This window comes from Amycolatopsis sp. cmx-4-83 (genome assembly GCF_046548815.1).
In the GTDB taxonomy this organism is placed as follows: Bacteria; Actinomycetota; Actinomycetes; order Mycobacteriales; family Pseudonocardiaceae; genus Amycolatopsis; species Amycolatopsis pretoriensis_A.
Genome location: NZ_JAEBEF010000014.1, coordinates 140,567 through 167,509 on the forward strand (window position 1 = coordinate 140,567; position 26,943 = coordinate 167,509).

General features: G+C 74.2%; 27 protein-coding genes and 3 pseudogenes. 19 read left to right on the top strand and 11 right to left on the bottom strand.

The window, feature by feature from the left end:
* Positions 1-105 precede the first annotated feature (105 nt).
* From ACLJQM_RS37970 to ACLJQM_RS38010, 9 genes and pseudogenes are all read left to right on the top strand, one after another.
* Positions 106-1,128, top strand: coding sequence for a TauD/TfdA family dioxygenase (locus ACLJQM_RS37970; protein WP_360776842.1), 1,023 nt, complete (start codon positions 106-108; stop codon positions 1,126-1,128).
* Positions 1,128-2,777 carry a non-ribosomal peptide synthetase gene (locus ACLJQM_RS37975; protein WP_410635156.1) on the top strand — a complete coding sequence of 550 codons (1,650 nt, stop codon included), beginning with the start codon at positions 1,128-1,130 and terminating at the stop codon, positions 2,775-2,777. The genes ACLJQM_RS37970 and ACLJQM_RS37975 overlap by 1 nt, the downstream gene beginning before the upstream one ends.
* A 13-nt stretch (positions 2,778-2,790) precedes the next feature.
* The gene (locus ACLJQM_RS37980; protein ID WP_247022741.1) at positions 2,791-3,558 is read left to right on the top strand and encodes a thioesterase II family protein; all 768 of its coding nucleotides are present in this window, start codon (positions 2,791-2,793) and stop codon (positions 3,556-3,558) included.
* 78 nt (positions 3,559-3,636) lie between these two features.
* A complete protein-coding gene (locus ACLJQM_RS37985) occupies positions 3,637-4,191 on the top strand; it encodes a TetR/AcrR family transcriptional regulator (RefSeq protein ID WP_410635158.1) in 555 nt (184 codons plus the stop codon).
* Positions 4,192-4,378: 187 nt separating this feature from the next.
* A pseudogene (locus ACLJQM_RS37990) lies at positions 4,379-4,918 on the top strand (agmatine deiminase family protein); the annotation flags it as partial.
* Between the two features lie 116 nt (positions 4,919-5,034).
* On the top strand, positions 5,035-5,331 hold the full coding sequence (locus tag ACLJQM_RS37995; protein WP_410635160.1) for an agmatine deiminase family protein: 297 nt from the start codon (positions 5,035-5,037) through the stop codon (positions 5,329-5,331).
* A gap of 69 nt (positions 5,332-5,400) precedes the next feature.
* Positions 5,401-5,925: pseudogene (gene mug / locus ACLJQM_RS38000) on the top strand (G/U mismatch-specific DNA glycosylase); the annotation flags it as partial.
* Between the two features lie 153 nt (positions 5,926-6,078).
* Positions 6,079-6,678, top strand: a complete 600-nt coding sequence (locus ACLJQM_RS38005) for a flavodoxin family protein (protein ID WP_360776832.1) — start codon at positions 6,079-6,081, stop codon at positions 6,676-6,678.
* 132 nt (positions 6,679-6,810) lie between these two features.
* A complete protein-coding gene (locus ACLJQM_RS38010) occupies positions 6,811-7,227 on the top strand; it encodes an STAS domain-containing protein (RefSeq protein WP_410635162.1) in 417 nt (138 codons plus the stop codon).
* Positions 7,228-7,230: 3 nt separating this feature from the next.
* Here ACLJQM_RS38010 and ACLJQM_RS38015 read toward each other — a convergent pair whose 3' ends face one another.
* The 8 genes and pseudogenes from ACLJQM_RS38015 to ACLJQM_RS38050 all read right to left on the bottom strand — a co-directional run.
* Entirely contained in the window at positions 7,231-8,067 is an 837-nt protein-coding gene (locus tag ACLJQM_RS38015; protein ID WP_410635164.1) for a hypothetical protein, read from the bottom strand.
* Between the two features lie 9 nt (positions 8,068-8,076).
* Positions 8,077-8,889: a DUF3592 domain-containing protein gene (locus ACLJQM_RS38020; protein WP_247022734.1), complete on the bottom strand. Its 813-nt coding sequence runs from the start codon at positions 8,887-8,889 to the stop codon at positions 8,077-8,079.
* A 9-nt stretch (positions 8,890-8,898) separates the two neighbouring features.
* Positions 8,899-9,426 carry a hypothetical protein gene (locus ACLJQM_RS38025; RefSeq protein ID WP_247022733.1) on the bottom strand — a complete coding sequence of 176 codons (528 nt, stop codon included), beginning with the start codon at positions 9,424-9,426 and terminating at the stop codon, positions 8,899-8,901.
* 186 nt (positions 9,427-9,612) lie between these two features.
* Complete coding sequence (locus ACLJQM_RS38030; protein WP_410635166.1) at positions 9,613-9,759, bottom strand: hypothetical protein; 147 nt, start codon at positions 9,757-9,759, stop codon at positions 9,613-9,615.
* A 96-nt stretch (positions 9,760-9,855) separates the two neighbouring features.
* Entirely contained in the window at positions 9,856-12,849 is a 2,994-nt protein-coding gene (locus ACLJQM_RS38035) for a hypothetical protein (protein ID WP_410635168.1), read from the bottom strand.
* Position 12,850: 1 nt separating this feature from the next.
* Positions 12,851-13,855 (bottom strand): hypothetical protein, encoded by a 1,005-nt coding sequence (locus tag ACLJQM_RS38040; protein WP_410635273.1) that lies wholly within the window; start codon positions 13,853-13,855, stop codon positions 12,851-12,853.
* On the bottom strand, positions 13,852-15,144 hold the full coding sequence (locus tag ACLJQM_RS38045) for a hypothetical protein (RefSeq protein WP_360776822.1): 1,293 nt from the start codon (positions 15,142-15,144) through the stop codon (positions 13,852-13,854). Before ACLJQM_RS38045 ends, ACLJQM_RS38040 begins: the two co-directional genes overlap by 4 nt.
* 82 nt (positions 15,145-15,226) lie before the next feature.
* Positions 15,227-15,358 (bottom strand): annotated as a pseudogene (locus ACLJQM_RS38050) (3-hydroxyacyl-CoA dehydrogenase family protein); the annotation flags it as partial.
* 27 nt (positions 15,359-15,385) lie between these two features.
* Between ACLJQM_RS38050 and ACLJQM_RS38055 the strand changes: the two are divergent.
* Together ACLJQM_RS38055 and ACLJQM_RS38060 are read left to right on the top strand one after the other, a co-directional pair.
* On the top strand, positions 15,386-15,997 hold the full coding sequence (locus ACLJQM_RS38055) for a TetR/AcrR family transcriptional regulator (protein ID WP_410635170.1): 612 nt from the start codon (positions 15,386-15,388) through the stop codon (positions 15,995-15,997).
* A gap of 199 nt (positions 15,998-16,196) precedes the next feature.
* On the top strand, positions 16,197-16,928 hold the full coding sequence (locus ACLJQM_RS38060) for a dienelactone hydrolase family protein (protein ID WP_410635172.1): 732 nt from the start codon (positions 16,197-16,199) through the stop codon (positions 16,926-16,928).
* A 49-nt stretch (positions 16,929-16,977) separates the two neighbouring features.
* Here the strand turns inward: ACLJQM_RS38060 and ACLJQM_RS38065 are convergent, their stop codons facing one another.
* Positions 16,978-17,739, bottom strand: coding sequence for a maleylpyruvate isomerase family mycothiol-dependent enzyme (locus ACLJQM_RS38065; RefSeq protein WP_410635173.1), 762 nt, complete (start codon positions 17,737-17,739; stop codon positions 16,978-16,980).
* 179 nt (positions 17,740-17,918) lie between these two features.
* Here ACLJQM_RS38065 and ACLJQM_RS38070 point away from each other — a divergent pair, with 179 nt between their 5' ends.
* The 6 genes from ACLJQM_RS38070 (at position 17,919) to ACLJQM_RS38095 (ending at position 23,131) form a co-directional block, all read left to right on the top strand.
* On the top strand, positions 17,919-18,758 hold the full coding sequence (locus ACLJQM_RS38070) for an ABC transporter ATP-binding protein (protein WP_410635174.1): 840 nt from the start codon (positions 17,919-17,921) through the stop codon (positions 18,756-18,758).
* A gap of 20 nt (positions 18,759-18,778) precedes the next feature.
* Positions 18,779-19,756, top strand: coding sequence for an ABC transporter substrate-binding protein (locus ACLJQM_RS38075; protein ID WP_410635175.1), 978 nt, complete (start codon positions 18,779-18,781; stop codon positions 19,754-19,756).
* Positions 19,757-19,758: 2 nt separating this feature from the next.
* Complete coding sequence (locus tag ACLJQM_RS38080) at positions 19,759-21,846, top strand: iron ABC transporter permease (protein ID WP_410635176.1); 2,088 nt, start codon at positions 19,759-19,761, stop codon at positions 21,844-21,846.
* A gap of 61 nt (positions 21,847-21,907) precedes the next feature.
* Positions 21,908-22,357: an RICIN domain-containing protein gene (locus ACLJQM_RS38085; RefSeq protein WP_410635278.1), complete on the top strand. Its 450-nt coding sequence runs from the start codon at positions 21,908-21,910 to the stop codon at positions 22,355-22,357.
* A complete protein-coding gene (locus tag ACLJQM_RS38090) occupies positions 22,272-22,511 on the top strand; it encodes an SMP-30/gluconolactonase/LRE family protein (RefSeq protein WP_410635177.1) in 240 nt (79 codons plus the stop codon). Before ACLJQM_RS38085 ends, ACLJQM_RS38090 begins: the two co-directional genes overlap by 86 nt.
* Before the next feature lie 143 nt (positions 22,512-22,654).
* Entirely contained in the window at positions 22,655-23,131 is a 477-nt protein-coding gene (locus tag ACLJQM_RS38095; RefSeq protein ID WP_410635179.1) for a hypothetical protein, read from the top strand.
* Here the strand turns inward: ACLJQM_RS38095 and ACLJQM_RS38100 are convergent.
* Positions 23,100-23,873 (bottom strand): alpha/beta fold hydrolase, encoded by a 774-nt coding sequence (locus ACLJQM_RS38100; protein WP_410635181.1) that lies wholly within the window; start codon positions 23,871-23,873, stop codon positions 23,100-23,102. The two genes, ACLJQM_RS38095 and ACLJQM_RS38100, sit on opposite strands and share 32 nt — an antisense overlap.
* A gap of 23 nt (positions 23,874-23,896) precedes the next feature.
* Between ACLJQM_RS38100 and ACLJQM_RS38105 the strand changes: the two genes are divergently transcribed.
* Together ACLJQM_RS38105 and ACLJQM_RS38110 are read left to right on the top strand one after the other, a co-directional pair.
* Positions 23,897-24,562 carry a GntR family transcriptional regulator gene (locus ACLJQM_RS38105; protein ID WP_410635182.1) on the top strand — a complete coding sequence of 222 codons (666 nt, stop codon included), beginning with the start codon at positions 23,897-23,899 and terminating at the stop codon, positions 24,560-24,562.
* A gap of 78 nt (positions 24,563-24,640) precedes the next feature.
* On the top strand, positions 24,641-26,191 hold the full coding sequence (locus ACLJQM_RS38110; protein WP_410635183.1) for a long-chain-fatty-acid--CoA ligase: 1,551 nt from the start codon (positions 24,641-24,643) through the stop codon (positions 26,189-26,191).
* Here ACLJQM_RS38110 and ACLJQM_RS38115 read toward each other — a convergent pair.
* Entirely contained in the window at positions 26,176-26,922 is a 747-nt protein-coding gene (locus tag ACLJQM_RS38115) for a GntR family transcriptional regulator (RefSeq protein ID WP_410635184.1), read from the bottom strand. The two genes, ACLJQM_RS38110 and ACLJQM_RS38115, sit on opposite strands and share 16 nt — an antisense overlap.
* Between the last annotated feature and the right edge of the window lie 21 nt (positions 26,923-26,943).

Consider the following 26,943-nt stretch of genomic DNA (forward strand, 5'->3'; position numbering starts at 1 on the left):
CCGGCTGCCGCCGCGCGGCCGGGACGCGGCCTAGCGTCGGCTCACGAGCGAACCCGGGTGGCTCCACTGTGGACGCCCGCGGCGGGTGCGGCGAAAGGACAAACGATGGGTTCACTGGGCGTCAAAGAGTTCCTGCCGCTCGACTGGGTGGTCGAGCCCGGCGAGCCGGCGAGCGCCGAAGTGCGCGAGCTGACCGATCTCGACGCCGCCGTGGCGTGGCTCGCCGAAGCGGCGCCGTCACTGCGGGCGGCGTTGCACCGCCACGGCGCGGTGCACCTGCGCGGCCTGCCGATCGCGAGCGTCGAGGACTTCGGGCGCGTCCGCGACACGCTGATGCCGGCCCGCACGCCGTACCGCGAGAAGGCGACCCCGCGCAGCGACTTCGGCAACGGCGTCTTCTCCTCGACCGACCTGCCGGCCGCCCAGCGGATCCGGATGCACAACGAGAACAGCTACACGCTCACCTTCCCCGGGCTGCTGATGTTCTCCTGCCTGATCGCGCCGGCCGAGGGCGGGGCGACGCCGGTCGCCGACGTCCGCAAGGTGCTGCGCGCGCTGCCGGCGGAGCTCGTGGCGAAGGTCCGCGCGCACGGCTGGCTGCTCGACCGCAGCTACTCCGAGCACATCTCGACCGACTGGCGGACCGCGTTCGCCGCGACCACCCGCGAGGACGTCGAACGCTACTGCGCCGAGAACCTCATCGCGGCCCGCTGGCAGGCCGACGGGCACCTGCGGACCAGTCAGGTGCGGCCCGGCGTCATCAGCCACCCGGTCACCGGCGAGGAGGTCTGGTTCAACCACCTGGCCTTCTGGAACGAGTGGTCGCTCGACGAGGAACTGCGCGAGACGCTGATCGACGAGTTCGGCCGCGACGACCTCCCGTTCAACACCGCCATCGGCGACGGCAGCCCGCTGACCCGCGAGGAGATGGCCGCACTGGACGCCGCCTACGACGCCGCGACCGTGCGCAAGCAGTGGCAGCCGGGCGACCTGCTGCTCGTCGACAACATCCTGAACACCCACGGGCGCGACCCGTTCCGCGGCGACCGCAAGATCGTCGTAGCGATGGGCGAGCCCGTCGACGTCGCCGACTGCGCGCCGACCGTCCCGCCGGCCGGGGCACGCTGATGGCCGGCCTGCTCCCCCGCTTCCGCGACGCGGTCCGCCGCGCGCCCGAGCGGATCGCCGTGCGGGACACCGATTCCGCGCTGACCTTCGCCGAACTCGACCGCCGGAGCGCCGCACTGGCCGGCGCCCTGCGCGCCCACGGCGTCGGGCGCGGCGACCGCGTCGGGGTCGCTCTCGGCCGGGGCACCGACCTCGTGGTCGCCCTGCTCGCCGTCTGGCGGACCGGCGCCGCCTACGTCCCCCTCGACCCGGCGTACCCGGCCGACCGGCTGGCTTTCATGGCCGGTGACGCGGCGATCCGGGCCCTGGTCTCGGCGACGACGCCGGGCTGGCTCCCGGCGGACGCGGTCGTCGTCGCACCCGGTGCGGAGGGACCGGCCGCGGCCGACACCGCCGTGTCGGACTTCGATCCCGCCTACGTGATCTACACCTCCGGCTCGACCGGGCGCCCCAAGGGCGTCCCGGCGCACCACGGCGCGGTGGCCGCGCTCGTCGCCGCGCTGGAGCAGGCGGGCATGTACGCGGCCGGGCCCCGGGTCGCCGCCTGGAACGCCAGCGTGTCCTTCGACGCCTCCGTGCAGCAGTGGGCACGCGTCTGCCGCGGCGACACCGTCGTGGTCCTCGACGACGCCCACCGCACCGACCCGGCCGCGCTCGCCGCGTGGCTGGACGACTGCGGCGTCACCGATCTCGACCTGACGCCGTCGCACTGGACGGCGTTGCGGGAGCACCTGCTCGACCGCCCGCTGCGGCTGTTCGTCGGCGGGGAGCCGATCCCGGAGCCGATGTGGCGGGAACTGGCCGCAAGCCCGCTGGAGGCGCTGAACCTCTACGGCCCGACCGAGTCCACTGTGGACGCCACGGCGGCGTGGATCACCGGCCCGGCCCCGCACATCGGCGTGCCGCTGGCCGGGATCCGGGCCCACGTCCTCGACGCCGCCCTGCGGCCGGCGCCCTCGGGTGAGCTGTACCTGTCCGGGCCGCGGCTCTCGGCCGGGTACCTCGGGCGGCCGGGCCTGACCGCCGAGCGATTCCTGCCCGACCCCTTCGGCCCGCCGGGCACGCGGTTGTACCGGACCGGCGACGAGGTCCGCTGGACCGACGGCGGCACCTTGGAGTTCACCGGCCGGCTCGACCGCCAGGTGAAGCTGCGCGGCTACCGGATCGAGCTCGGCGAGATCGAGGCGGTGCTGCGCGAGGCCCCCGGCGTCACCGCCGCGGCGGTCGTGCTGCGCGACGACCGGCTGATCGCCTACCACGTCGGCGGCGACGACCCGCGTGCGACGGCGGCCGGGAAGCTGCCGGAGCACATGGTCCCGGCCGCGTTCGTCCGGCTCGAGACACTCCCGCGCACGCCGAACGGCAAGCTCGACACCGCCGCGCTGCCCGAGCCGGAGGCCGACGGCGGCCCGGCCCCGAGCGGACCCGTGGAGGAACTGATCGCGGACGTCTGGGCGGAGGTGCTGGGCCGCGACGGCGTCGGCGCCGACGACGACTTCTTCGCCCTCGGCGGGCATTCGCTGGTCGCCCTGCGCGTGGTCGCCCGGCTGAAGAAGAACTTCGGCGTTCCGGTGTCCACGAAGGACGTTTACCGGCACCCCCGGCTGGCCGACCTCGCCAAGCACGTCTCGGCGCTCGCCACGAGCTGAAAGGAGCACGGCGATGGACAACCTCCGCAACACCGTGGTGCGCGCCAAACCCAACCCGGGCGCGGCGAAGACGCTGGTGTGCCTCGGGTTCTGCGGCGGCGGCTCCGGCCCGTACCTGCCGTGGGCCGACGTGCTGCCGCCGGACGTCGAACTGGTGACGATCTGCTACCCGGGGCGCGACGGCCGTTTCCTCGACGACTTCGCCCCGGACTGGGACGCGCTCGCCGAAGACGCGACCGACGCCGTGACCGCGGCCGCGCGCCCGCGCCCGTACCTGTTGTTCGGGCACAGCATGGGCGGCTGGATGGCGTTCGAGGTGGCGCACCGCCTGCGGCTGCGGGGCGGCCCGCTGCCGGAGACGCTGATCGTGTCGTCGGCGAACGCGCCGAGCCGCGGGCTCACCCCGCGGGACATGTTCCCGGCCCAGCAGGACACCGACGAGCAGCTGGTGGCGTGGATGCGCACCAACGGCCTGCTGCCCGGCTACGTGCTCGACGACCCGGAGCTGAGCGAGATGGCCCTGGAGCTCATGCGGGCCGACATCCGGGTCCGCGACACGTTCCGGGCCCCCGAAGGCGCGACGGCGAGCGTCCCGCTGGAGGTGCTGACCGGCGCCGACGACGACGTGATCGTCCCGGACGCGGCCGAGCAGTGGCGGGCGCTGGCCGGGAACGGCTACCGGCACGTCGAACTCCCCGGTGGGCACTTCTACACCCCGGAGATCTGGCGGACCCTGCCCACCCGGATCCCGGCCCTGTCCCCGCTCCCGGCGGCCGGCTGACCCCGCGGCGGGGTCTTCCCGGCCCGGAGGACCCCGCTACGGTGTCGACTGGAGCTTCAGTCAACGGAAGGCGGCGGCGTGGCGGGCAAACGCGACCTCATCCTGCGGGCGGCGGTCGCCGTGATCGCGCGGAGCGGGGTCCGCGGCCTGCGGGTCGAAGAGGTCGCGGCCGAAGCCGGGGCGTCGACGGGCCTCATCTACTACCACTTCAAGGACCGCGCCGGGCTGCTGAGCGCCACGCTCGACCACGTCAACGACCGCGCCGAGCGGTACACGACCCGGGCGCTGCCGGACACCGGGGACGCGCGGGTCCTGCTGGAGCAGAGCCTGCTGCTGGAGCTGCAGGACGTCGACGAGGTCCGGGAGAACAGCCTCGCGTGGGGCGAGCTGCGCGCCAGCGCGGTGTTCGAACCCGAGCTGCGCGACCGGCTGACCGGCGCCACCGGGACGTGGGTGGCCGAGATCGCCGAGCTGGTCGCGGCCGCGGCCCCGGCCGCCCCGGCGGACGACGTCGCCGAGCGGCTGACCGCGCTGGTCGAAGGCCTGTCGGAGCGGTGGCTGTCCGGGACGCTCCCCCTGGTCAGGGCACGCGACCTGCTGCTCGGCGCGATCACGGCCGAACTCGGCTCCTGACCCCCTTGTCACGGACGTCACCGATGATCCACCGGTTTCGATTTGACTGAATTTTCAGTCAGTGTCAGGCTGGGGTCATGCGTGCACCACGCGGACCCCGCCGGGCTCGCCGGGTTCGCCGGCCGTGAGCCCTGCCCCGGCCGCGCGGACCTTCGGTGCCGAATGGGAGCACCACGCCCGCACGCTCATGTCCTGGCCGTCGTCGGCGGGGATCTGGGGCGCCGACCTGCCCGACGTCCAGGCGGACATCGCGCGGCTGGCCCGTGCCGTGGCCGGGTTCGAGAACGTCGTCCTGCTCGCGAAACCCGCGGACCGGGACCAGGCGCAGGCCGCCGTGGGCACCGACGTCGAGGTCGTCCCCATCCCGACCGACGACCTGTGGGCCCGCGACACGGCACCGGTTTTCGTCCAGAAGGGCGGAAAGCCGGCCGGCATCGACTTCGGCTTCAACGGCTGGGGCGGCAAGCAGCAGCACCCGAACGACGCCGGCGTCGCGCGCGCGGTGCTGGCGGAGTACCGGCTCCCCCGCGTCGTGGCCCCGCTGGTCGCGGAGGGCGGCGCGCTGGAGACCGACGGCGGGGGCACGTTGCTGGTCACGGAAAGCTCGCTGGTCAACGACAACCGCAACCCCGGCAAGGACCGGCAACGGGTGGAAGCCGAGCTCAAAAGCACCCTCGGGGTCAGCACGGTGATCTGGCTCGCGGGCGTGCGCGGCGAGGACATCACCGACGCGCACGTCGACTGCCTCGTCCGCTACGTCGCGCCGGGGGTCGTGGTGCTGGACAAGGCTTTCCCGGGCGGGCCCCGGACGTCTGGTCCCGCGCCGGCGACCAGGCCCGCGGAGTGCTCACCGAGGCCACCGACGCCGCCGGGCGGCGCCTCGAGGTCGTCGACCTCCCCCAGCCCGACCCGGACCGGATCACCGGCCGCGGCGACGCGTTCGTGTCGTCGTACGCGAACTTCTCCGTGGCCAACGGCGCGGTGTTCCTCCCGAAGTTCGACGACTCCGCCGCTGACGACCGCGCCCGCGGCATCCTGGCGGAGCACTTCCCGGGCCGCGAGGTGGTCCTGGTCCCGATCGACGCCATCGCCGCCGGCGGCGGCGGGATCCACTGCTCGACGCACGACATGCCGGGCTGATCCGAGGTGCGCACGACCGGCGCCGGGACGTGCTCACCGGCGGGTCCGCCCGGCGGTAACGTCGGAGGCGTGCGGGAACCGGGAAGTGGTGCGGACGCGGTGTTGCCGGACGTGCTGGCCGGGGGACTGCGGGTGGTGTTCGCCGGCATCAACCCCGGCCTCACCTCGGCGGCGGCCGGGCACAGCTTCCACACCCCGGGCAACCGGTTCTGGCCCGCCCTGCACCGATCGGGGTTCACGCCCCGCCGCCTGCGCGCGGAGGAAGAGCGCCTCCTGCTCGGCTGGGGCCTGGGCATCACCAGCATCGTCCGCCGCCCGACGGCCCGCGCCGCCCAGCTGTCCCGCGCCGAACTCGCCGACGGCGGCCGCGACCTGGCCGAGCGGATCCGCGAGATCGGACCGGAGTGGCCGGCGGTGCTGGGCGTGACGGGTTACCGGGCGGCGTTCGGCGCCCCGGCCGCCCAGCTCGGCCCGCAACCCACGACGATCGGCGGCGCCCGCGTGTGGATCGTGCCCAACCCCAGCGGCCTCAACGCCCACTTCCCGCCGGAGGCACTGGCGATCGAGTTCGCGCGGCTGCGCGTCGCCGCCGGCATCCCGGACCGCTCCGGTCTCCTCGGCGAAGGCCCCACTGATCAGCCGGCGTCGTCGGTGACGCCGTCGGTGGCCCGCCGAGCAAGATCGACCGCGGTTTACCACCCGGTGAGCGGGGAAACCCCGGCGCCCACGCCGATCACGGAGGTACCGATGCGCGTCCTGGCCCTCGTCTGCACCCTCAAGCCTTCGCCGGCGAAGTCGAGCAGCGACCTGATCACTTCGCAGCTGCTCGAGCTCTTCGCGCGGCAGGGCGTGACCGGCGAGACCGTGCGCGTCGTCGACCACGACGTCCGGCCCGGCGTGGAAGCCGACATGGGCCACGGCGACGCGTGGCCGTCGATCCGCGCCAAGATCCACGAGGCCGACATCCTGCTCGTGGCCACGCCGACGTGGGTCGGGCACATGTCCAGCGTCGCGCAGCGCGTGCTGGAACGGCTCGACGCCGAATTGTCCGAAACGGACGAGGACGGCCGCCCGGCGATGTTCGGCAAGGTCGCCGTGGCCGCCGCGGTCGGCAACGAGGACGGCGCGCACAAGATCATCGCTGACCTGTTCCAGGCGCTCAACGACACCGGGTTCTCGATCCCGGCGCAGGGCGGCACCTACTGGAACGGCGAAGCCATGCAAGGCGGCGACTACAACGACCTCGACGAGACTCCCGAGGCCGTCGCGTCGACCAACGCCACGCTGGTGCGCAACGCCGTCCACCTGGCCCGGCTGCTCGAAAAGGAGCAGTACCCGGCCGGGTGAGAACGCGGTGCTTCAGCCGCGCGAGTTCTGGGTAAGAGCACAGGTATCCGCGGTTCAACCCAGCAGCCGTGACGCACTTGGCGTCGGCCTGGCTCCGTGGAGCCGCCGTCCACACCGGAGGTGGCAGCAACCATGCGCACTGACGACCCGGTAGCCCGGTTCCACCGGCGCACCACGACCGTCACGATCACCGCGACCGGCGAAGCCACTGTGCTGGCCGCCGTCGGCGACCTCGACCAGCACATCGCCGAGCGCCTGTTCGCCCGCCTCACCGCGGAGCTGCGCAAGCGCCCGAAAGCGCTGCTCGTGGACCTCACCCGGGTCGGCTTCTGCTCGGCCGAAGCCCTGCGGATCCTGCTGCTGACCACCGGCGAAGCGCACGCCGCCGGCATCCCGTGCGTGATCGCCAGCGACCAGCACGCCGTCGTGCGGCCGATCGCGGCGCTGCGCCTCGAGCACCTGCTGCCGGTCTACCCGACGCTGGCGCTCGCCCGCGAGCGGCTGGCGCTCTGCGCGGCATCGACGAGCCGGCGGTCCGCCGTCAGCTGAGCCTCAGCGCGGCAGGATGACCTGGACGGTGACGTCGCCGACCGTGAACTGCCACCTCCGCTGCCCTCCGGCGTCGAGGGCCTTCGCCGCCTGCCGTTCCAGGTCGGGGATCAGCTCCGCCGGCAGTCCCGAAGACTCGAGGGCACCGCGCAATCCTTCCGGCGAGTCCACGACGATCGTCATGGACACCGACGAGGAGGACGACGTCACCACCGTGGTGGACGACGAACCCGGCTCCTCCTCGTGGCTGCTGAACAGCTCCACCCGGTGGGGCCCCACGACGATCGCGGCGCCGAGCAGCAGGCCCAGCAAGGCGGCCACGGTGACCGCGCACCCCTCCGGCGGCGGCGCGACCACGGCGGACTCGGGCGCGGACTCGACGACCGCGTCCGCCGCCCGGCTCCGCCACTGCGCCCCCGGGACCGGCACGACCTTCGCCAGCCACGGCCGGTCCGGCGGGTACTGGACCACGTGGACGTCCCCCGCCCGGACGTCGGGCAGGTCAGCCAGGTTTACGTGGTGGACGATCTCGACGCGGAACGACGGCTGCCCGTCGGGAGCGACGGTGAGCACGAGGGTGACCGGCACGTAGCCCGTTTCCGTACCCCCGGCGCGCCGGCTTTCGATCTTCGCGAGCGCGACGCGGGGAACGACGGCCGCCTCACGGGCACGGCGTGGCACGCCGGCCACGAACAGCAGCGCACCGTAGGCGACGGGCAGGCCCACGCCGGTCAGGATGAGCGGGACGTCTTCGAGGATGATGCCGGTGACGAAGGCACTCAGCGCGCCCCCGGCGACACCGCCGCCGAGGAAGCCGCGCAGCAGGGCGGCAAGGGACACGAAAGCTCCTCAGAAGGGTGATTCGGCCGGATCCGGTTCCACCAGCACGGCTTCCGGGTTCTGGGGGTCGTACCGGACCCGCACCCGGGAACCACGGGTCGGGGCCTGGAGGAACGGCGTGATCATCGTCGTCACCACCGTGCACTCCCCCGTCTCCGCCGGGAACCGGACGTGGACGACGAACCGCGGGTTCCCCAGCACCCAGACGTTGGTGAACTCGACGTGCGTGACGTGGCCGGTCACCTCCCGGCCGGTGCGGCGCAGGGCTTCGGCCCGGTCGTCGGCCTCCGCCTCGGTGAGGGACGTCCGCAGCTGCACCGCGATCAGCACCAGCGCCACCAGCGCGGCCACCGCCGGCACCAGGTAGGGCTCGTAGTAGACGACCCAGTCCACATCGGACCACGGCTCGGCGTCGCCGTCGAGGAACGGCAGCCGCCGCCCCACCGACTCCGGCGGCGTCCACGACGGGATGGCCAGCCCGCTACCCAGCGCCACGCCGAGCGCCGTGGTGAGCGAGCCCGCCCGGAAGCCGGTGGCCAGCCGGTCCAGGGACGGGCCCGCCGCCCACAGCATCGCGAAGCCGAGCGAGGACGCGACCGTGATCGCGAGGCTGAAGAACAGCACCAGCGAAGCCGTCGGGCCCGCGTCGGCCCCCCACGCGTCGACGCGGTTCAGCGACATCAGCCGGAAGCCGTCCAGCAGCCCGAGCGAGCCGGACCAGCCCGCGGCCGCCCAGGCGAGCGTCGTGGGCACCCCGAGCAGCCACAGCCGCCGCCCGCGCCGGCCCGGCCGCGGGTCCCCCGGCAGTCCGAAGGCGAACACCGCGTCCCCCTAGTCGATCGGGCCGAACACGGCGACCTTCGCCGGGTCGGCCGGGTCGACGCGGGCCTCGTGCCGGGTGCCGGGCGCGTACTGCTGGATCGTCGCCAGCGGCGTGATCAGCGGAGCGACGGTCCGGTAGGTGCTGCCGTCGGCGCGGGTGACCTCCAGCGTCGCGGTGTACCGGGCCTGCCCGGCGACCGTCCGGTCGGTGGGCTCCAGCGCCCGGACGACGAGCGTGGCCGGCTCACCGGTGTCGTACAGCCGCCGCAGCTCGGTGCCGTAGGCCTGCAGTTCCTGCTGCTGTCGCAGCTGCTCTTCGGCGGGCAGCGCCAGGAACGCGGCCATCGCGGGATCGGCGGTCATCGACCGGAAAGCCTGCGCGGCGAGCTGCGGCGTCGGCAGCTGCGGAGTGATGTCGTGCCCCTGGGCCGCGGCCGCCCGCCGGAACTGCTCCGCGTGCTGCTGGAAAGCTTGCGCACCGCGGGCCGCGCCCTGCTGGGTGGCCTCGTCGACCTTCTGGCGGATCTTCTTGAACATGGGCTCCTGCCTCTCTGTGCGATGTGCACAGCTTCGGCGGGCCGTGGTGCTACCGAACCCAGGTTTGCCCGTCGTCGGAGGTGTTTGGGCAGGTCAGCGCCGCTCGGAGGACGGGTGAGCGGGCTGGCTGCGGCTGCTCACGCCACCGCGCCAGCCCGGCAACCGGGTCGGCGCCACCCAGCGCGCTCACCTGGTCCGCCCGCCATCGGAAGCGTCGAGGCAGATCAGCACCGCCCAAAAGACCGGCGAACACGCCGACTCCGGCTGCTCACGCCACCGCGCGACCCGGGTGCGCAGCTCGGCGACCGGGTCGACGCCACCCAGCACGCTCACCAGGACTCCGGTCGCCGGCGATGTCCAGGCCGCTCAACACCACCACGCAAGCCAGCTGCGCAGCTCGGCGACCGGGCCACCCCCTACCGACCACGATCACCAGGCCTGCCCGTCATCGGAAGCGTCGAGACAGGTCAACCCCGCCCAAAAGACCGGCGAACAAGCCGCCTCCGGCCGCTCACGCCACCGCGCGAGCCGGGAGCGCTGCCACGCGCACAGCTCGGCCACCGGATCATCGCCACCCAGCGCGGTGTCGACCGCGATCACCAGCTCGGTCATCGGGTCCGCGCCGGGGACAGCCGCCGACGTCGGGAGCGCCCACACCGTCGCCGCCACCAGGCTTGCTCCGGCCGCGACCGCCGCGAGCAGCACGCCGAACGGCTCGGGCAGGCCGAAGTCGCTTGCGCTGGCGCAGCCGATCAGCGCTACCCGTGCCGGCATCGCGGCCACTCCGGACAGGGCGAGGTCGGCGGCGGTGAACGGCCGGTGCGCCCCGATCGGGTCCGCCGTGCCGGGCAGTTCGGCCGGGCAGGACAGGTGCAGCGCCGTCTGCGCGCCGTGCTCGTCGCGGACCAGGCTGACGTGCCCGGCGAACACCAGCCGCGAACACGGCTCGGCCAGCAGCCGGGCGAGCAGCCGCCGGTCGGTGTCGGTGCGGCGGACCAGGTCGAGCCCGCGCTCGGCCGCCGGCCGGACCGGACCGGCAGCGAGCCGCGCGTCCAGGTGGCGGATCAGCGGCGACGCCGGCTCCTGCTTTCCGAGCACCGAACCCAGCTCCCCGAACGCGCTCTGGCCGGGGATCCGCGGGTCGAGCACGTACACCGGCGGCCCCTCGGCGGCGCGCGGCGGGCGGCGCGGGATCCCGGGGGGCGCGAGCAGGGAGACGTCGGCGATGTCGAGGACGCGCTCGTCGCCGTCGAAGCACGTGCCTTCCTCGCCCGGCTCCAGCACGTGGTCCGGACGGCGGTCGGGCAGGGCGAGCAGGCCCCACGGCACCGCGGCGAGGCTGGGCGAGGGCTGCACGCGCAGGAGCGGTCGGCGGCCACCGGCGGCAGCCGCCCGCAGCCGCGCGACGAGGTCGGCGGGCAGCAGGTTGAGCGCGAGCACCCGGGCCAGGCGCTGTTCGCCCGCGAAGCCACCGAAGGCGTCCGCACCCAGGGAGCGCCGGACGGCGTCGGCGACGCTCTCCCCCGCGCGCGGCGTCGGCGAGGCGGCGGCCAGGACCTCGCGGGCCGTCGCGACCAGTGCGGCGCCGATCGGGTGGACGTGGACGGTGCCGAGGTCCCCGGTGGTCCGCCAGCTGAGGTGGGTGTGGCCCGCGTCGGCGTAGCGCAGGAGGAACGTCTCGCGCCCGGGCTCCGCGGCGGGCCACGTCGTGACGGGCCCGGCGGCCGGGCGGGGCGAGCCGTACCGCTCGGCGGCGACGTCGAGCCAGCGGTCCAGCTCCATCGGCGAGTCCGGCGACCAGCGCAGCGCGGGCGGCGGGGCGAGCCGCAGCGGCAGCGACGCCGTGACCGAACCCAGCGCGGCCAGCGGAAGCCCGGCGGCGGGCGGGGCCGGTTCGGGGACGGGCAGCGTGCCGGTCAGGTCGAGCGCGGGTGCCCCGGTGCCGGTGTACGCGCCGACCGCGCAGGTGCGCTCGATCAGCTCCGCGGCCAGCCTCGGCTCCTTCAGCCGGGCCAGCAGTGTCATCAGCAGTTCGGTCGCCGGGCCCGCGACGTCGCGGGCCCACGCCGTGCGCGCCCGCGGCGACGCGAACTCGAAGCGGTAGTCCGCCGCCGCCAGCGCCACCGGGAGCAGCAGATCCAGCACCGCAGGCAGGTCCTCACCGCGGGCGAAGCCGATCGTCGCCGCCACGAAGTCGGTGTGCAGGCGCTGCAGCCACTCCCCGGACGCCCGCGCGCGCGTCACGTGCTCCTCCGCCGTCGCCCAGTCCCCCTCGGCCGCCGCGCACCGGGCCAGCGCGACGTCGAGCCGGCGCAGGCCCGGCGTGTCGCCGTTGGCCCTCCAGAGCTGCCCGGCGTGCTCGAACTGGTCGCGAGCCTGCCGGGGATCGCCCGCGAGCAGCAGGAGCGTGCCCAGCGCGTGGCTCGCCTCCGCCACGTCACCGGTCGCGCCGGTGGCCGCGAGTGCGTCGCGGGCGGCGACGATCGCCGCGACCGCGCCCGGGAAGTCGCCGCCCAGCGCGCGGTCCGCGGCGAGGTCGATGGCGAACTTCGCGCCTTCGTGCCGGGCGTCGAGCCGGACCAGGTCGGCCCGCGCGTCCGCGTTCTCGCCGCCGGCTTGGCGGAGGCGGGCGCGTTCGGCGCGCGCCATCACCTGCAGCGACGCGACCTGGTCGCGGGCTCCACCGGGGAGGGTTTCGAGCGCGGCGAGGATTTCTTCGAGCGCGGCCAGCGCGCCGGCCGGGTCACCCGCCGCCACCTGGACGCGCACGTCGAGGATGCGCAGCTCCAGCTCGTCGGTACCGTGCGGGTCGAGCAGCTCGGGCGGGTACTGCCCCGGCCCGGCCGCCTTGCGCAGCGCCGCCCGGTGCCGCTGGCCCGCGATCAATTCGCGGGCGCGGTCGACGTCACCCTCCTCTGTGGACAGTGAGATCAGCACGCGGTCGGCGACCTCACGGGACCCTTCGATCATCCGCAGCTCGGCGTACTGTCCGAAGTGGACGGCCGCGGCGGCGCTCACCGGGAAGTCGGCCAGCACGGCCTCGGCGCACTGCCGCGCGGTGCGCAGGTCACCCGCGGCGTACCGGAGGGCGGCCAGATCGCTCAAGGCGGCCAGTTCGAGGTCGGTCCGGTCGAGCCGCTGCGCGAACTGCCGCAGCCGGGCGTATTCCTGGTGCGCGCCCGCGAAGTCCCGCGCCGCGGCGAGCCCCTTCGCCCGCTGCTGGGCCTCGGGGGCGCTGACGAGCAGCTGCCGGTACTCGGCTTCGGTGAGCGAGCACGCCGGAAATTCGCCGTACGGCGCCGGATCGAGGCCGAAGTGCCGCGCCACGCACCGGCAGTTGTAGCCGTGCGCACTGGCCCCCGCCAGTTCGGCGGGCAGCGGCCGGTCCGGCGGGTTGAACGGTGGCGGCAGGCCGACGAGCACGTCAGAACTCCTCGCTGTCGGCGGCGGACACGGCCCGCTCGGCCAGCGTCCGGGCTTCCGGCGGCAACCCCTCGCGGGCCCGGACGAGCGCGACCACGTCGGCCCGGTCCTCCCGCGTCGTCCCGATGATGTTCTCGGCCGTCACGCCGACGACGAGTCCGATGTGGACATCTCCGGTCAGGTCCGCCGCACCGGCGAAGTACCCGGCACCCAGCCGCAAGGGGACTTCCGCGACGACCTCGCCCTCGCGGGTGGCGAACGCCGTGAGGGCCGCGTCGGCGAAGGCTCCGGCGACCTCGACTTCCAGCCGGGTGGCGGTCGGCGCGGCGACGATCCGCCAGGTCACGGTGTCCTCCGCGGCATCGAGGATCCCCGGCGGCACCCGGGCCCAGTCGACGCTCGTCCGGCCTTCGGCCACGATCCCTTCCGCGGACAGGCTTCCCGCGGAACCCGCGGCCAAGGCGTACGCCCGCTGTCCCGGCGAGACGGCGGCCGCCAGTTCGGCCGCGGCTTCGGCGCGCACGACGTCGTCCCGGTCGTCGAACCAGGCGGACAGCCGACGGCACAGGTCCCGGACTTCGCCGGGGACCGCGGTTGCCGCGAGTCCTTCCGCGGCGGCGTCGAACAGCTCCCCCGGCGTGGCCTCGAAGCCGTCGAGCACGCCCTCGGCCACGGCCGTCGTCGCGACCGCGGCTTCCAGGTCCAGCAGCGCGGGGTCCAGGGACGGCACGCCGAGGACCGGGCTCGCGGGCCACCACCGGCGGGCCCACAGGAGCAGCGCGAGCGCGGCCGGTTCCGGCCGCGCCGGCACCTCGACGTGCCCGGCGGTGAGGGCCGCGAGCGCGTGCTCTTCGCCGACGAGCCGCGTCAGCCACGGTTCCGCGGCGGCGGCGTCGCTCAGCTCGACGCGCATCGTCGCGGGCGCCCCGGCGAGCAGGCCGGCCAGCGCGAACCGGATGAGGCCGCCGTCCGCCGCGACGACGGGGGTGTGCACCGGGTGCGTCACGACACGACCTCCAGGTCCGGCAGCCGGGCCACGAGCGCGCGGCGCACCTTCGTCCGCAGGTCCAGCGAGGTGGAGCGGACGACGCCGGTGACGAGGTCCCGGACGTCGCCGGCGTCGGCCGGGAGCTCGCCGCGGACGTCGAAGCCATGCAGCCGGATCCACAGCCGGCCGAGGAACTGCTTGGCGAACTCCCGCAGGTCGCGCACGAGCTCGGGGTCCGGCCGCGGGGTGAGCGGCGTGGTGCCGGCCAGCGCCCGGCGGGCGTGCAGCACGTACCCCTCGCGCGCGACCTGGGCGGTGAGCTGCCGGGCGAACGCGGACGCACCGGGCGCACCACCGTCGAGCGGCCGCAGCGCGGGCGCGAGGACGACGCCGAGCGCGAAGCAGGTGGCCAGCGCGGGCAGGCCGAGCCCGAACCCGGCGGCGGCGCGGGCGAGTTCGTCGTCGACGAGGGTGTCCACGCCACCGCGTTCGTCCGCGGGAAGCCGCCGCAAGGTGGCGCGCACCCGGCGTTCGACACTGCGTTCGAGCAGCTCGGGCCCGGTTTCGTCGCGGCGCCGCAGCGGGGGCACGGCGGTGCGGTCGCCGCGCTGCAGCCCGAGTTCCGGCGATCCGGGAACCGCTTCGACGCCGCCGGGACGCCGCAAGGCGAGTCCCAGGGCGTGCCCGGCGGCGGAGCCTTCGAGCGCGCGCCAGGCGTCGTCGCCGAGGTCGTCCGCGAAGGCGTCGAGCAGCGCCACGGCGGCTTCGGGCGCGAGAACGGGATCGGTCCCGTCCTGCCAGTGCCGCTGAAGCCGGGTCGTGAGGTCGGCCGCCACCCGGGGATCGGCCAGGTACGCGGCCAGCCGCGCGACGCCGGCTTCCTCGCCGTCGCCGTGCAGCTCGCGCAGGGCGGCCGCGGCGGTCTCCGGCGCGTCCGGGCCGGGTGCGCCGGACCCGGTCGCCAGTTCGTAGGCCAGGGGGAAGCAGACGTCCTGGACGTCGCCGGCGGTGATGCGCAGCGCCCGCCGCTGCCGCTTGAGGTGCGTGAACCACGCGGCGGTCGCCCGCAACCGCGGGGCGTCGGCGGCCACCAGCGCGGTCAGCTCCGCCGCCTCGGCCGGTTCGAGCAGCGGCCGCCCCAGCCGCGGCCGCGCGGCGGTGCGCACGACCAGCGGATCGATGATCTTCTTGACCGTGCGCGTCAGCGGTCCGCCGTCGGCGGCCGACAGGACTTCGACCCCGGGAATGCCGGCCCACGCGGCGGCGAGCACGGCCGACCGCAGCCGCGCACCCCCCGATCCGGCCACCGCCACCCCCTCGCTCTCCCCGTACTTTACGAGACGGCGACGGCGGCCGGTCCACGACGAGGCGCCGCGGCTGCTGCCGGCTGTGGAAGTCCTGTCCCGTCTTGCGGCCCGGCTCGCCCGCGGCCACCTCGTCCCGCAGCAGCCGCGGCGGCGCGAACCGCTCGCCAGGCGTCTCGTGCGAGTACTCCGCGATCGCCGTCCGGACGTCCGGTCCGGCGGTGGCCCTTGCGAGAATGGCGGCATGGCCGACACCGCGACGAACCGGACCGCCCGGCGCGGCAGGCCCGGGTACGACCTGGAATCCCTGCTGCGCGTGGCGGTTTCGGCGTTCACCGAACGCGGCTTCGACGGCACCAGCATGGAAGACCTCTCCCGCAAGCTCGGCATTTCGAAGTCGGCGATCTACCACCACGTGCCGAGCAAGGACGAGCTGCTGCGCCTGGCGGTGAACCGCGCCCTCGACGGCCTCTTCGCCGAAGCGGCCGCGCTGGCCGGGTTCGAGGGCCGTGCCGTCGACCAGCTCGAACACCTCGTGCGCGCGAGCGTCGGCGTCCTGATCGACCAGCTCCCGTTCGTGACGCTGCTCCTGCGCATCCGCGGCAACACCAAGGTGGAACGCGCGGCGCTGGCCCGCCGCAAGGAGTTCGACGGGATCGTCGCGGACCTGGTGACCCGGGCGGCCGCGGACGGTGACCTGCGCCCCGACATCGACCCGGACGTCTCGGCGCGGCTGCTGTTCGGCATGGTCAACTCGATCGCGGAGTGGTACCGCCCGCGCGGCGGCACGTCGGCACCGGCGATCGCGGACGCGGTCGTCGCGGTGGCGTTCGACGGGCTGCGCCGCCACCCCTGACCGGCGAACCGTGGTCGACGGCGCGTTCGTAAACCGGTGGCGGCGCGCGATGGGCGCTGCTACCTTCCCGGGGACCGTGCGAGAGACCGAGGAGGTGGTACCCGTGAACCAGACGACGTGGGTGCTCTCCTCCGGGGTCACGGTCGGGCGATAGGTCGCCCGGGAGCGCCGTTCAGCAGCTCTCCCGGAAGGCACGACCATGCACTTCACCTCGGAAAAACACCTCGGGGACGGCGTCCTCGAGCGCGGATTCACCCTCGGCGACGTCCCCGGCATCCTGTGGACGCCCGAGTCCCCGGCCGGACCGGTTCCGCTGATCCTGCTCGGCCACCCCGGCGGCCTGGGGAAGATGTACCCGCGGCTGACGGCCCGGGCCCGGCACTCCGTCGCCGACGGGTACGCCGCGGCCACCATCGAGCTGCCCGGCAGCGGCGACCGGCCCCGGCTCCCCGCCGTCGACGAAGCCCGCGTCGAGCTGCGTCAGGCGCTGGCGGCCGGCGAGCCGGTCGGCGACGAGATCGTCGAGCGGCTCATCTTCCCGCTGGTCGACCAGGCCGTGCCGGAATGGCGGGCCACGCTCGACGCCCTCCTCGCACAGCCCGGGATCGACGGCCCGGTCGGGTTCGCCGGCGGCGTGCTCGCCATCGCCGTCCGGCTGGCGCTGGTCGAGCCGCGCATCGCGGCCGCCGTCCTGTTCGCCGGGAGTTTCGTGCCGCGCCGCATGATCGAGGAGGCCCGGCAGCTCACCACCCCGTTGCTGGTCCTGCTGCAGTGGGACGACGAAGGCAACGACCGGCAGCTGGCGCTCGACCTCTTCGACGCCTTCGGCGCCAAGGAGAAGACGTTGCACGCCAACACGGGCGGCCACACCGGCGTCCCGGCCTTCGAGGGCGACGACGGGAGCCGCTTCTTCGCCCGGCACCTGAAGTGAGCCGGCGGGACGCCAGGCTCCCCGGCCTGGCGTCCCCCGGGTCACCCCGTCAGAAGCCGGGAAACACGCGGCGCAGGTCGTCGAGCGTGACGGCGCCTTCGACGGTGACACCCTGGTCGTACGGCGCCTTGAGCCGGCCGCTCAGCAGCCGGACGAAGGCTTCCGCCGGCCCGTCGAACGTCGCGGACGGCGCCTCGAGGTGCGGTACGACGGTGACGGCGTCATCGATCACGAGACCGCCGCCCGGCACGCCGACGGAGACCGGGTTCGCCAGCTCGGCCGGCTTCGCGAGGAAGCTCAGCATGAAGCCGACGGGCCCGGCGAGGAGGTCGAGGAGCACCTCGGCCGAGCCGGCTTCCACCCGCGCGTCCGGGTCCACGCCCACGCGCACGTCCCAGGAGTGGTTGGCCACCTCGCTGAGCCGCATCCCGAGCGCGGTCACCAGCGGCACCGGCTCCGGCAGGAACCCGAGGTCGACGGTCAGCGACGAACGCTGCTCGGGCGTGAGCGCCTCGACCGTTTCGACCCAGCGCCCGTTGTGCTCCAGGAAACCCTCGGCCTGCGCGCGCGGCGTGGACGAGTCCCAGCGGGCCCAGATCGTCTGGTTGTCTTCGGCGTCGACGCTCTCCCCGGCGGCCCGGCGAATCGGCGCGAGGCCGATCTCCGCCCCACTGCCGAGGTGCGAAAGCGCCTGCGCGACGGTCCATTCCGCGGCACCGCTGGTACCGGCCAGCTGCCCGTCGGTGAGGGTACGAGTGAGTTCGGCCAGCACGTCGTGCTCGGCCCGGAGAGCGGCGATCGTGCGATCCACGAGTTGATCCATGCCCAGCTCAACTCCCGGACCGGCCCGGGTGTTCCACCGATCACCGCCTGCGATGCGAGGCCGGGCAGCCCGGCTCCCGGACCGGGACCCGTATCTCCCCGATCACCGCCCGTTATGTGCCGATCGACACCTTTGCAGTTAGGTAAGCCTGACCTTATTGTTCTCGCGTGCCCCACGTCCCCCACCCCGCCGACACCGGTGTCGACGCCCGCGAGATCGATGTCGCCTACGGCAGCGACGTCGTCGTCCGTGCCGCCTCCCTCTCCCTGCGCGCCGGTACCGTCACCGCGCTGATCGGCCCGAACGGCAGCGGGAAGTCGACGCTGCTGCGCGCGCTGGCGCGGCTGCACCCGCCGGTCGCCGGGTCCGTCACCTTCGCCGATGGCGCGGACCTGCGTGCACTGTCCGGAAAGGACATCGCCAAGCGGATCACCCTGCTGTCGCAGCAGCGGACCGCGCCGGGTGGCGTGTGCGTGCGGGAGCTCGTCGAGTTCGGCAGGCACCCGCACCGGTCGCGCTGGGGCGGGCGCGACCCCGAGGGACCCGCCGCCGTCGAGCGGGCGCTGGAGCTGACCGGGCTGGCCGGCCTCGCCGAGCGGCCGGTGCAGGCCCTCTCCGGCGGGCAGGCGCAGCGGGTGTGGCTCGCGAGCTGCCTGGCCCAGGACACCGCGCTGCTGCTGCTCGACGAACCCACGACCTTCCTCGACCTGCGCTACCAGGTCGAAATCCTCGACGTCGTCCGCGACCTCGCCGACCGGCAGGGGGTCGGGGTCGGCGTGGTGCTGCACGACCTCGACCAGGCCGCGGCGGTCGCCGACCGGGTGCTGCTGCTCGAGGGCGGCCGGGTCACCGCCGAAGGCTCCCCCGCCGACGTGCTGACCCCGGCGCACCTCAGCCGTGCCTACGGCATCCGCGTGGACGTCGCGCTCGACCCCGCCGACGGGCGGATCCACGCCCGCGCCGTGGGCCGCTTCAACGACACCGCTGCGCGGACCGCGTCGGTCTGACCCATCGAAACAGGAGAACCATGCGCATCACCCGGATGATCCTCGGCCTGACCGCGGCCGCCACGTTCTTCGTGGCCGCCTGCGGCACCACCGAGGAGCCCACGAGCAACGCGGCCGCCACGAGCGAAGCCGGCCCCGTCACGGTCGTCGACTCGCGCGGCAAGGAGGTCAAGCTGCCCCACCCGGCCAAACGCGTCGCGGCGACCGAGTGGAACGGCGTCGAACACCTCGTCTCGCTCGGGGTCATGCCGGTCGGCGTGTCCGACATCAAGGGCTACGGCCAGTGGGTGAGCGCCGGGAAGCTCGACGGCACCCCGAAGGACATCGGCACCCGCGGCGAACCGAGCCTCGACACGCTCGGCTCGCTGGGGCTGGACCCCGTGATCGTCACCGACAGCGTGACCGAGGGCGCGCTGGAGCAGGTCGAGGCGAAGGTGCCCGTGATCGTCATCAAGGGCGGCAACGCCCAGGACCCGATCGCCGGGATGTACGCCGGCTTGGACGTGATCGCGAAGGCCACCGGCACCGAAACCAAGGCCGCGCAGCTGAAGTCCGAGTTCGAGCAGAAGCTCACGACCGGCCGCGCCGAGGTCGAGAAGCTGGGCGCGCTCGGCCAGAAGGTCGCGTTCTCCGACGCCTACGTCACGTCCGGCTCGGTCAGCATCCGGCCCTACACCAAGGGCGCGCTGGTGTCCGCGGTGTTCGGCAAGCTCGGCCTCGAAACCGCGTGGCCGGTGGCGGGCGATCCCGCCTACGGCCTCGCGCAGGCCGACGTCGAGGGCCTGACCCAGCTGCCCGACGTCCGGTTCTGGTACATCGCCAACAACGCCGACGGCGACCCGTACCAGCAGGAGCTGGCGAACAACGCGATCTGGAAGAACCTCCCGTTCGTCAAGAGCGGCAAGGTGCGCCGTTTCCCGGACTCCCTCTGGATGTTCGGCGGCCCGAAGTCCATGGAGCAGTTCGTCGACGCGGCCGTCGGCGCGCTGAAGAACTAGCGGTGCTCACCCTGACCAAGCCCGGCCCGCCCGCGGTCCGCCGCCGCGGGCGGGCGGCGCTGCTCGGCACCGGGCTCGCCGCCCTGCTCCTGCTCGGTTCGGCGGTGCACCTGACGCAGGGCACCGCGAGCGTCGACGCGCTCGACGTGCTGCGGCTGGTGTTCGGCGGCGCGTCCGGCGACACCACGGCGGTCGTCGTCGAGTCGCGGCTGCCGCGGCTGCTCTCGGCGCTGCTGGTCGGCGCCGCGCTCGGCGTGGCCGGCACGGTGCTGCAGTCGGTGTCGCGCAACATCTTGGCGTCGCCGGACACCCTGGCCGTCAACGCCGGGGCGCACCTCTCGGTCGTCGCCGTCGCGGCGTTCGGCGTCTCGCTGCCCCTGCTGGGTGCGGCCGGCGTCGCGTTCGCGGGCGGGCTGGCCGCGGCGGTGTTCGTGCTCGCGCTGTCCGGCACCGGCGGGACCGGGATCGTGCGGCTGGTGCTCGCGGGCACCGCGATCGCGCTGGCGCTGATCTCGGTGACCCAGGTCCTCCTGTTGCTGTACGCCCAGGAAACCCGCGGCCTGTTCGCCTGGGGCGAGGGCTCGCTGGAGCAGAACGGGCTCGCCGGGGTGCGCACGCTCGGCCCGCTCGTCGGCCTGGCGCTGGCCGCGCTGCTCGGCCTGGCCCGGCGGCTCGACCTGGTCCACGTCGGCGACGACCACGCCCGGACGCTGGGTGTCCACGTCGGACGGGTCCGCTTCGCCGCGATCGGGCTGGCCGTGCTGCTGGCCGCGGCGGCGGTGACCCTGGCCGGTCCCATCGGTTTCGTCGGCCTGGCCGCACCCGCGCTGGCCCGGCTGCTCGCGCCGGTCGTGCCGGGCCTGCACCGGCACGCGGCGCTGATCCCGTTCTCCGCGGCGCTGGGCGCGGTGCTCCTGCTCGGTGCCGACGTGCTGCTGCGCGCGATCATCAGCCCGCAGCGCGCCCTGGAAGTGCCGACCGGCGTCGTGACGACGATCCTCGGCGCGATCTTCCTCATCGTGCTGGCCCGCACCGCCCGGATCACCTCGGCGACCGCCGAGCCCCCGGCGGCCGGCGCGCGAAGCGGCGTCAGCGCGATCCGGTACCGGGTGGTGCTGGTCGTGCTGGCGCTCGCGACGGTCGGCGTCGCCGTGGGCGCGGTCCTGCTCGGGGACGCGAAACTGCTGCTGGGCGACGTCGTCAACTGGCTGAGCGGCCAGGCGGGCCCGCTCGTCACCGGCGTGCTGGACACCCGCGTACCGCGTGTGGTCGCCGCGCTCCTCGCGGGCGCGGCGCTGGCGCTGGGCGGCGCGCTCACCCAGGCCGTCGCCCGCAACCCGCTGGCCGAACCGGGGATGATCGGGGTCGTCGGCGGCGCGGGCCTCGGCGCGGTCACCGTGATCACGCTCGTGTCCGGGGTCGGGTTCTGGACCCTGACCGGTGCCGCGGGCCTGGGTGCCGCCCTCGCGATGGCCGTGGTCTTCGCGGTGGCGGCCCGGGGCGGTTTCACGAGCGAACGCCTGGTGCTGATCGGCTTCGGCGTGCACGCGGCGACGCAGGCAGTGGTGACGCTGCTGATCACGCTGTCCGACCCGTGGAACGAGACCAAGGCGCTGACCTGGCTGGGCGGCTCGACCTACGGCCGGACCCTGACCCACCTCGTGCCGATGGCGCTGGTGCTGGTGCTCGCGGCGCCCGTGCTGGTCCGCATGCGGCGCGAGCTCGATCTGCTGGCGCTGGACGACGAGACACCGCGGGTGCTGGGCGTGCCGGTCGCCCGGTCACGCTTGCTGCTGCTCACGTGCGCCGTGCTGCTGACCGGCGCGGCCGTCGCCGGGATCGGGGTGCTCACGTTCGTCGGGCTGATCGCCCCGCACGCGGCGCGCGCGATCGTGGGCAGCCGGCATTCCCGGCTGCTGCCGGCCGCGGCGCTGCTGGGGGCGATCCTGGTCTGCGTGGCGGACACCGTAGGCCGCACGGTCATCGCTCCCGGCCAGCTCCCGGCCGGATTGATGACCGCGATCATCGGCGCGCCGTACTTCGTGTGGCTCCTCTACCGGCACCGCCGTGGTTCAGCCCTTTCCCGGTGACCGGCAGCAGGAACCGGTAACCGCGGCTACGCGGCCCGAACCGGCGCCGGGCGGTCCCGGCATGACCGTCCACTTCGGACGCCGCCTCGCGGTGGCGGTTCTTCGCCTGGCCGGGGTGCTCGTCGCCACCCCGGCCGAGGCCGCCGTCCCCGGCCGGATCACCGGCATCGGCGGCCAGTGCCTCGAGGCCCCGGCAGCACCCCGCGTGCAGCTGTGGTCGTGCACCGGCCCGGCCCAGACGTGGACCCTGCCCGCTGCCGACGGTCCTTGCCCACCAGGCCCGTTCGGCTCCCCGCTGCCCGCGAACCACTTGAGCGCCACCAAGATCCGCGGCGGCTTCACCTTCCTCGAGGGTCCGATGTGGGACAAGGCGAGCCAGGCCCTCCTGCTGACGAAGACGCGACCGAAAGATCTACCGCTACCCGGTGAACGCCGATGGGAGCACGGGTGCGCGCAGCGATTTCGCGTCACCGGGCGGAACGGACGGCGGCACGATCGACTGCGCGGATAGCGTGTACCAGGTGACCTGTGGCGACGGGATCGTCCACGTCCTGTCACCATCGGGCGCGGAGCCGGGGACGATCTCGGCGGGGCGCAACGCCACGAACGCGGCGTTCGGCGGGCCGGACGGGAAGACGTTGTACATCACGCCGGGAGCCCCTTAGCGCGGCGGGGAAAGCGGTGATTTCGGGCTGTACAGCGTCCGGCTGAACGTCCCCGCCCGGCCGTACTAAACCGCGGGGCGGCGGAAGGCGTGTGCGACACCGACACCCCGGACCAGCCGGGGCTCGGCAAGAGGAGCACACCGATGTCGTTCCGCAGAATCGTGGCGGCCGCAGGGCTCGCGCTCACCGTGGCGCTGTCCGTGGCCACGCCGGCTTCCGCTGCCCCGGTCAGTGGCGTCGCACCGGCGTCGGCCGCCGTCTCACCAGTGTGCTCCGGCACCGAGGGGTGGGGCAAGATCGCGTACCAGGTTTGCGTCCGGTACAACTGCGACCACGACAGCTGCCTGGACCGCGGCTACCTCGGCCTGGTGAACCGGGCCACCAGCGCTCGCACGGTCCACTGGGAGCTGGAGACCTCCCTCTACTTCGACGGCACAGAGCCCATCTACGACGACAGCGGCAGCATCACCCTGGCGGCGGGCGAGCAGCGGACGATCTTCGCCCGTCTCACCTACCAGACCCCGTGCGGATCCAGGACCCGCGAGTGGCTCAAGATCCAGTACGACAGCGCCGGCTGGAGCCCGGCGATCAGCGTGTCGACGGTGATGCCCTGCGTCTGACGGCGGGGTTCAACCGGCGACGACTTCGCGGACCGTCGCCAAGACTTCGTCCGGGTGGTCGAGGTGGACGCTGTGCCTCGCGCCCGGCCAGCTCACCAGCTGCGCGCCGAACGCCGTCGCCAGGCGTTCGTGGGCGCGGTGGACCGCGTGGTCCGGTTTGCGCCTCCGCCGTCACCACCACCGACGGGAGGCGCGGGAGGTCGGACTCGCGCAGGTCGCGGGCCAGGTTGGTGACGCCGCGGACCGCGCGGGCCAGCGTCGGGATGTCGAGGTCCGCCGTGCGCTCGAGGGCGGCCTGGCAGTCCGGGCGCAGGTCGCGGCCGGTGCGCAGGGCCGTCGTGCGGAGGGCTTTGGCGAGCACCTGACGCAACCCCGGCACCGCCGACAGCCGACCGAAGACCCTCATCGTGCGTTCCAGGCCCGCGCAGACCTTGGCGTCGTTGATCGGGGTCGGGTCGAGCAGGACCAGGCCCGCGACCAGCTCGGGGCGCTCGCGGGCGAGCAGGACGCCGACTGCGCCACCGAGGCTCTGGCCGACCACCACGACCGGACCGAGGCCGAGCCGTTCGACGAGCGAGCCGAGGTACGCCGCGGCTCCGGCCAGTGAGCCGTCCACAGTGGACGTCCCGGTGCCCGGCCGGTCGTGCAGGATCACGCGGGCGCCGGGATCGGCCACCAGCCCCTCGGGCAGGCCGGGGAAGAAGTCGTCACAGCCCTCGGCGCCGCCGGGGAGCACCAGCACCGGCGGCGACAAGGAGGTTGGCCGTGGTCGCCGCACCCGAGCGGATCGCCGCGGTGGTGCGCGGTGAACTGCTGGACGGCGCGCACCCCGTCGGCACCCGTTTCCGCGAGGAAGACCTGGCGGCCCGCTTCGACGTGGGCCGCCACACCGTCCGCTCGGCGCTGCGGCTGCTGGCCGACCGCGGCCTGCTGCGCCACGAACGCCACCGCGGGGCGGTCGTCGCGCCGCTGAGCCGGGCGCGCATCGACGAGATCTTCGACTACCGCAAGGTCCTCGAGCTCGGCGCGCTGCGCATGGCCCTGGACCGGGGCGCGGACCTGGCCCCCGTCGTCACCGAGGTGGAGCGGCTCGAAGCACTGGCCGAGCGGACCCCACGGCCGTCGTGGCGCAAGCTGACGGAGGTCCACGGCGCGATCCACCGCGCGATCGTCACGGCGGCGGGCAACGACCACGTGCTCGACAGCTACCACCGCTGCGAAGACGAGGTCCGCCTCCTCCTGGCCTTCGTCCGCCCCGACTTCGACGCGGCGACGATGGCGGCGATCCACCGCCGCCTGGTGGTCAAGCTCAGCCTCGGCGGCGAGGCCGCGACGGACGCCTTGACGGAGGACATCGACCAGACGGACCGAGCCGCCTTGCTGACGGCGCTGCGCCGGGCGGAGGAAAGCGCCCACCGCCTCGGCCGGTGAACGCGCTGGACCCCCGGCAGGCTCCATGCTAGAAATAGAACCTGTTCCAGTTTTGCACCGGCGCCGGGAGGTCCGTGGATGAGCGTCCCGACGGTGACCGAGCTTCTCCTGGCCCGCGCCGGCGACGAACGCCCGGGCCTGCTCTTCGAAGACCGGACCTGGTCCTGGGCCGAGCACGTCCAAGCCTCCGCACGCCGCGCGAGTGACCTCCGGACGGCACTGGACCGGGAGAAGCCGCCCCACGTGGGGATTCTCGCCGACAACGTGCCCGCGTTCTCGATCCTCCTCGGCGCCTGCGCCTTCGCCGGGGCGGTGCTCGTCGGCCTCAACCCCACCCGCCGGGGAGACGCACTCGCCCGGGACGTCAAGCTCGCCGACTGCCAGTTCGTGCTCGCCGAACCGAAGTACCGGACCCTCCTCGACGGACTGGACCTCGGCGACATCCGCGTGCTGGACCTGGAATCGGGGCTGCCCACGGCGAACACCCCGGCCGAGCCCGTCGCCGCCACCGCCGACGACCTGCTCATGCTGATCTTCACCTCCGGCACCAGCGGTGACCCGAAAGCCGTCCGCTGCACGCACGGCAAGATCGCGTTCCCCGGCGCCATGCTCGCCGACCGCTTCCGGCTGTCCACATCGGACACCGTCTACGTCACGATGCCCATGTTCCACTCCAACGCGATCATGGCGGGCTGGGCGGTCGGCCTCGCGGCAGGCGCCCGGATCGCCCTGCGCCGCCGGTTCTCCGCCTCCGGATTCCTCCCCGACGTCCGGAAGTTCGGCGCCACCTACGCCAACTACGTCGGCAAACCACTGTCCTATGTGGTCGCCACTCCCCCGCGCCCGGACGACGCGGACAACCCCCTGCGCCTCGTCTACGGGAACGAAGGGGCGAGCGCCGACCTCGCCGCGTTCGAGAAACGGTTCGGCTGCAAGGTCGTCGACGCGTTCGGGTCCACCGAAGGCGGTGTGGGGTTCGCCCGCACCGAGGACACCCCCGCCGGTTCGCTCGGCAGGCCGGCCGGTGACGTCGCCATCCTGCACCCGGACACCGGCCGCCCGTGTCCGCCGGCCGAGTTCGACGGCCGAGGCCGGCTGGTCAACGCCGGCGAGGCCGTCGGGGAGCTGGTCAACACCACCGGTGCGGGCTGGTTCGCCGGGTACTACCGCGATCCCGGGGCCGACGCGGAACGGCTGCGCGACGGCATGTTCCACACCGGTGACCTCGCCTACGCCGACGCCGGCGGGTTCTGCTACTTCGCCGGGCGGCTCGGGGACTGGCTCCGCGTCGACGGCGAGAACCTCGGCACCGCACCGATCGAGCGGATCCTCCTGCGGCACCCCGCGATCACCGACGCCGCCGTCTACGCGGTGCCCGATCCGGTGACCGGCGACCGGGTGATGGCCGCCATCGTCACCGACGGCACGCCGCTCGACCCCGCCGGGTTCGGGCGCTTCCTCGCCGGCCAGCCCGATCTCGGGCCCAAGCAGGTACCCGACTACGTGCGCACGGTCCGGGAACTGCCGCGGACGTCGACGTTCAAGGTCGTCAAGCGGCAGCTCTCCGCGGAAGGCACGAACTGCGCCGACGTGTGGGAACGCGCAGGACTCGACTACACCAGCCGGTAGCCCGCGGCCGAGAACTCCGCGGTCAGCGCATAGCGGTCGCCGCGCACCAGCGTGTGGCGCCACTCCACCGGGCGGCCGCGGGCGTGGCTGAGCCGGTTGATCGCGAACGCCGCCACGTCGTGCGCGCACGCGAGCTGGGCGCGCTCGGCCGCGGTCGGGATCACCGCGCGCACCTCTTCACGGCCGTGGTCGAGCCGCACCCCGGTGCGCCGCGCGAGTTCGGCGTACAGGCCGGTGTGCGTGAAATCCGCGGGCAGCAACGGTTTCGCGAGCGCGGCCGGCAGCCAGACGCGGTCGAGGGCCAGCGGCTCGTCCCCGGCCAGGCGCAGCCGCTCGAGGTACACCAGCGGCGTCGAGGCTTCGAGCTCCAGCCGCTCGGCCACGAGCGCGTCCGCCCGGACGTCGAAGGTCCGCACGACGCTGTGCTGCGAAAGCCCGGCCGCCTCCACCGAGGCGAACAGGCTGTAGAGCGCCCCCAGCGGCTGGGCGATCTCGGCCGGCGGCGCCACCCGGGGCTGGCGGCCCCGCTCGGCGACGATGACCCCGTCCGCGCGCAGCTGCCGCAGCGCCTGCCGCACCGTGCTGCGGCTCACTTCGTACTCCTCGACGAGCGCCAGCTCGCCCGGGAACTGATCGGTGAATTCGCCGGCATCCAGCCTGGTCAGCAGCTCGCGCTGGAGCTGGCGCCAGAGCGGCTCGGAGCCGGAGCGGCTGAGCGTCCGCGGTGGCATGACTTCCTCCCGGCTGGTCGC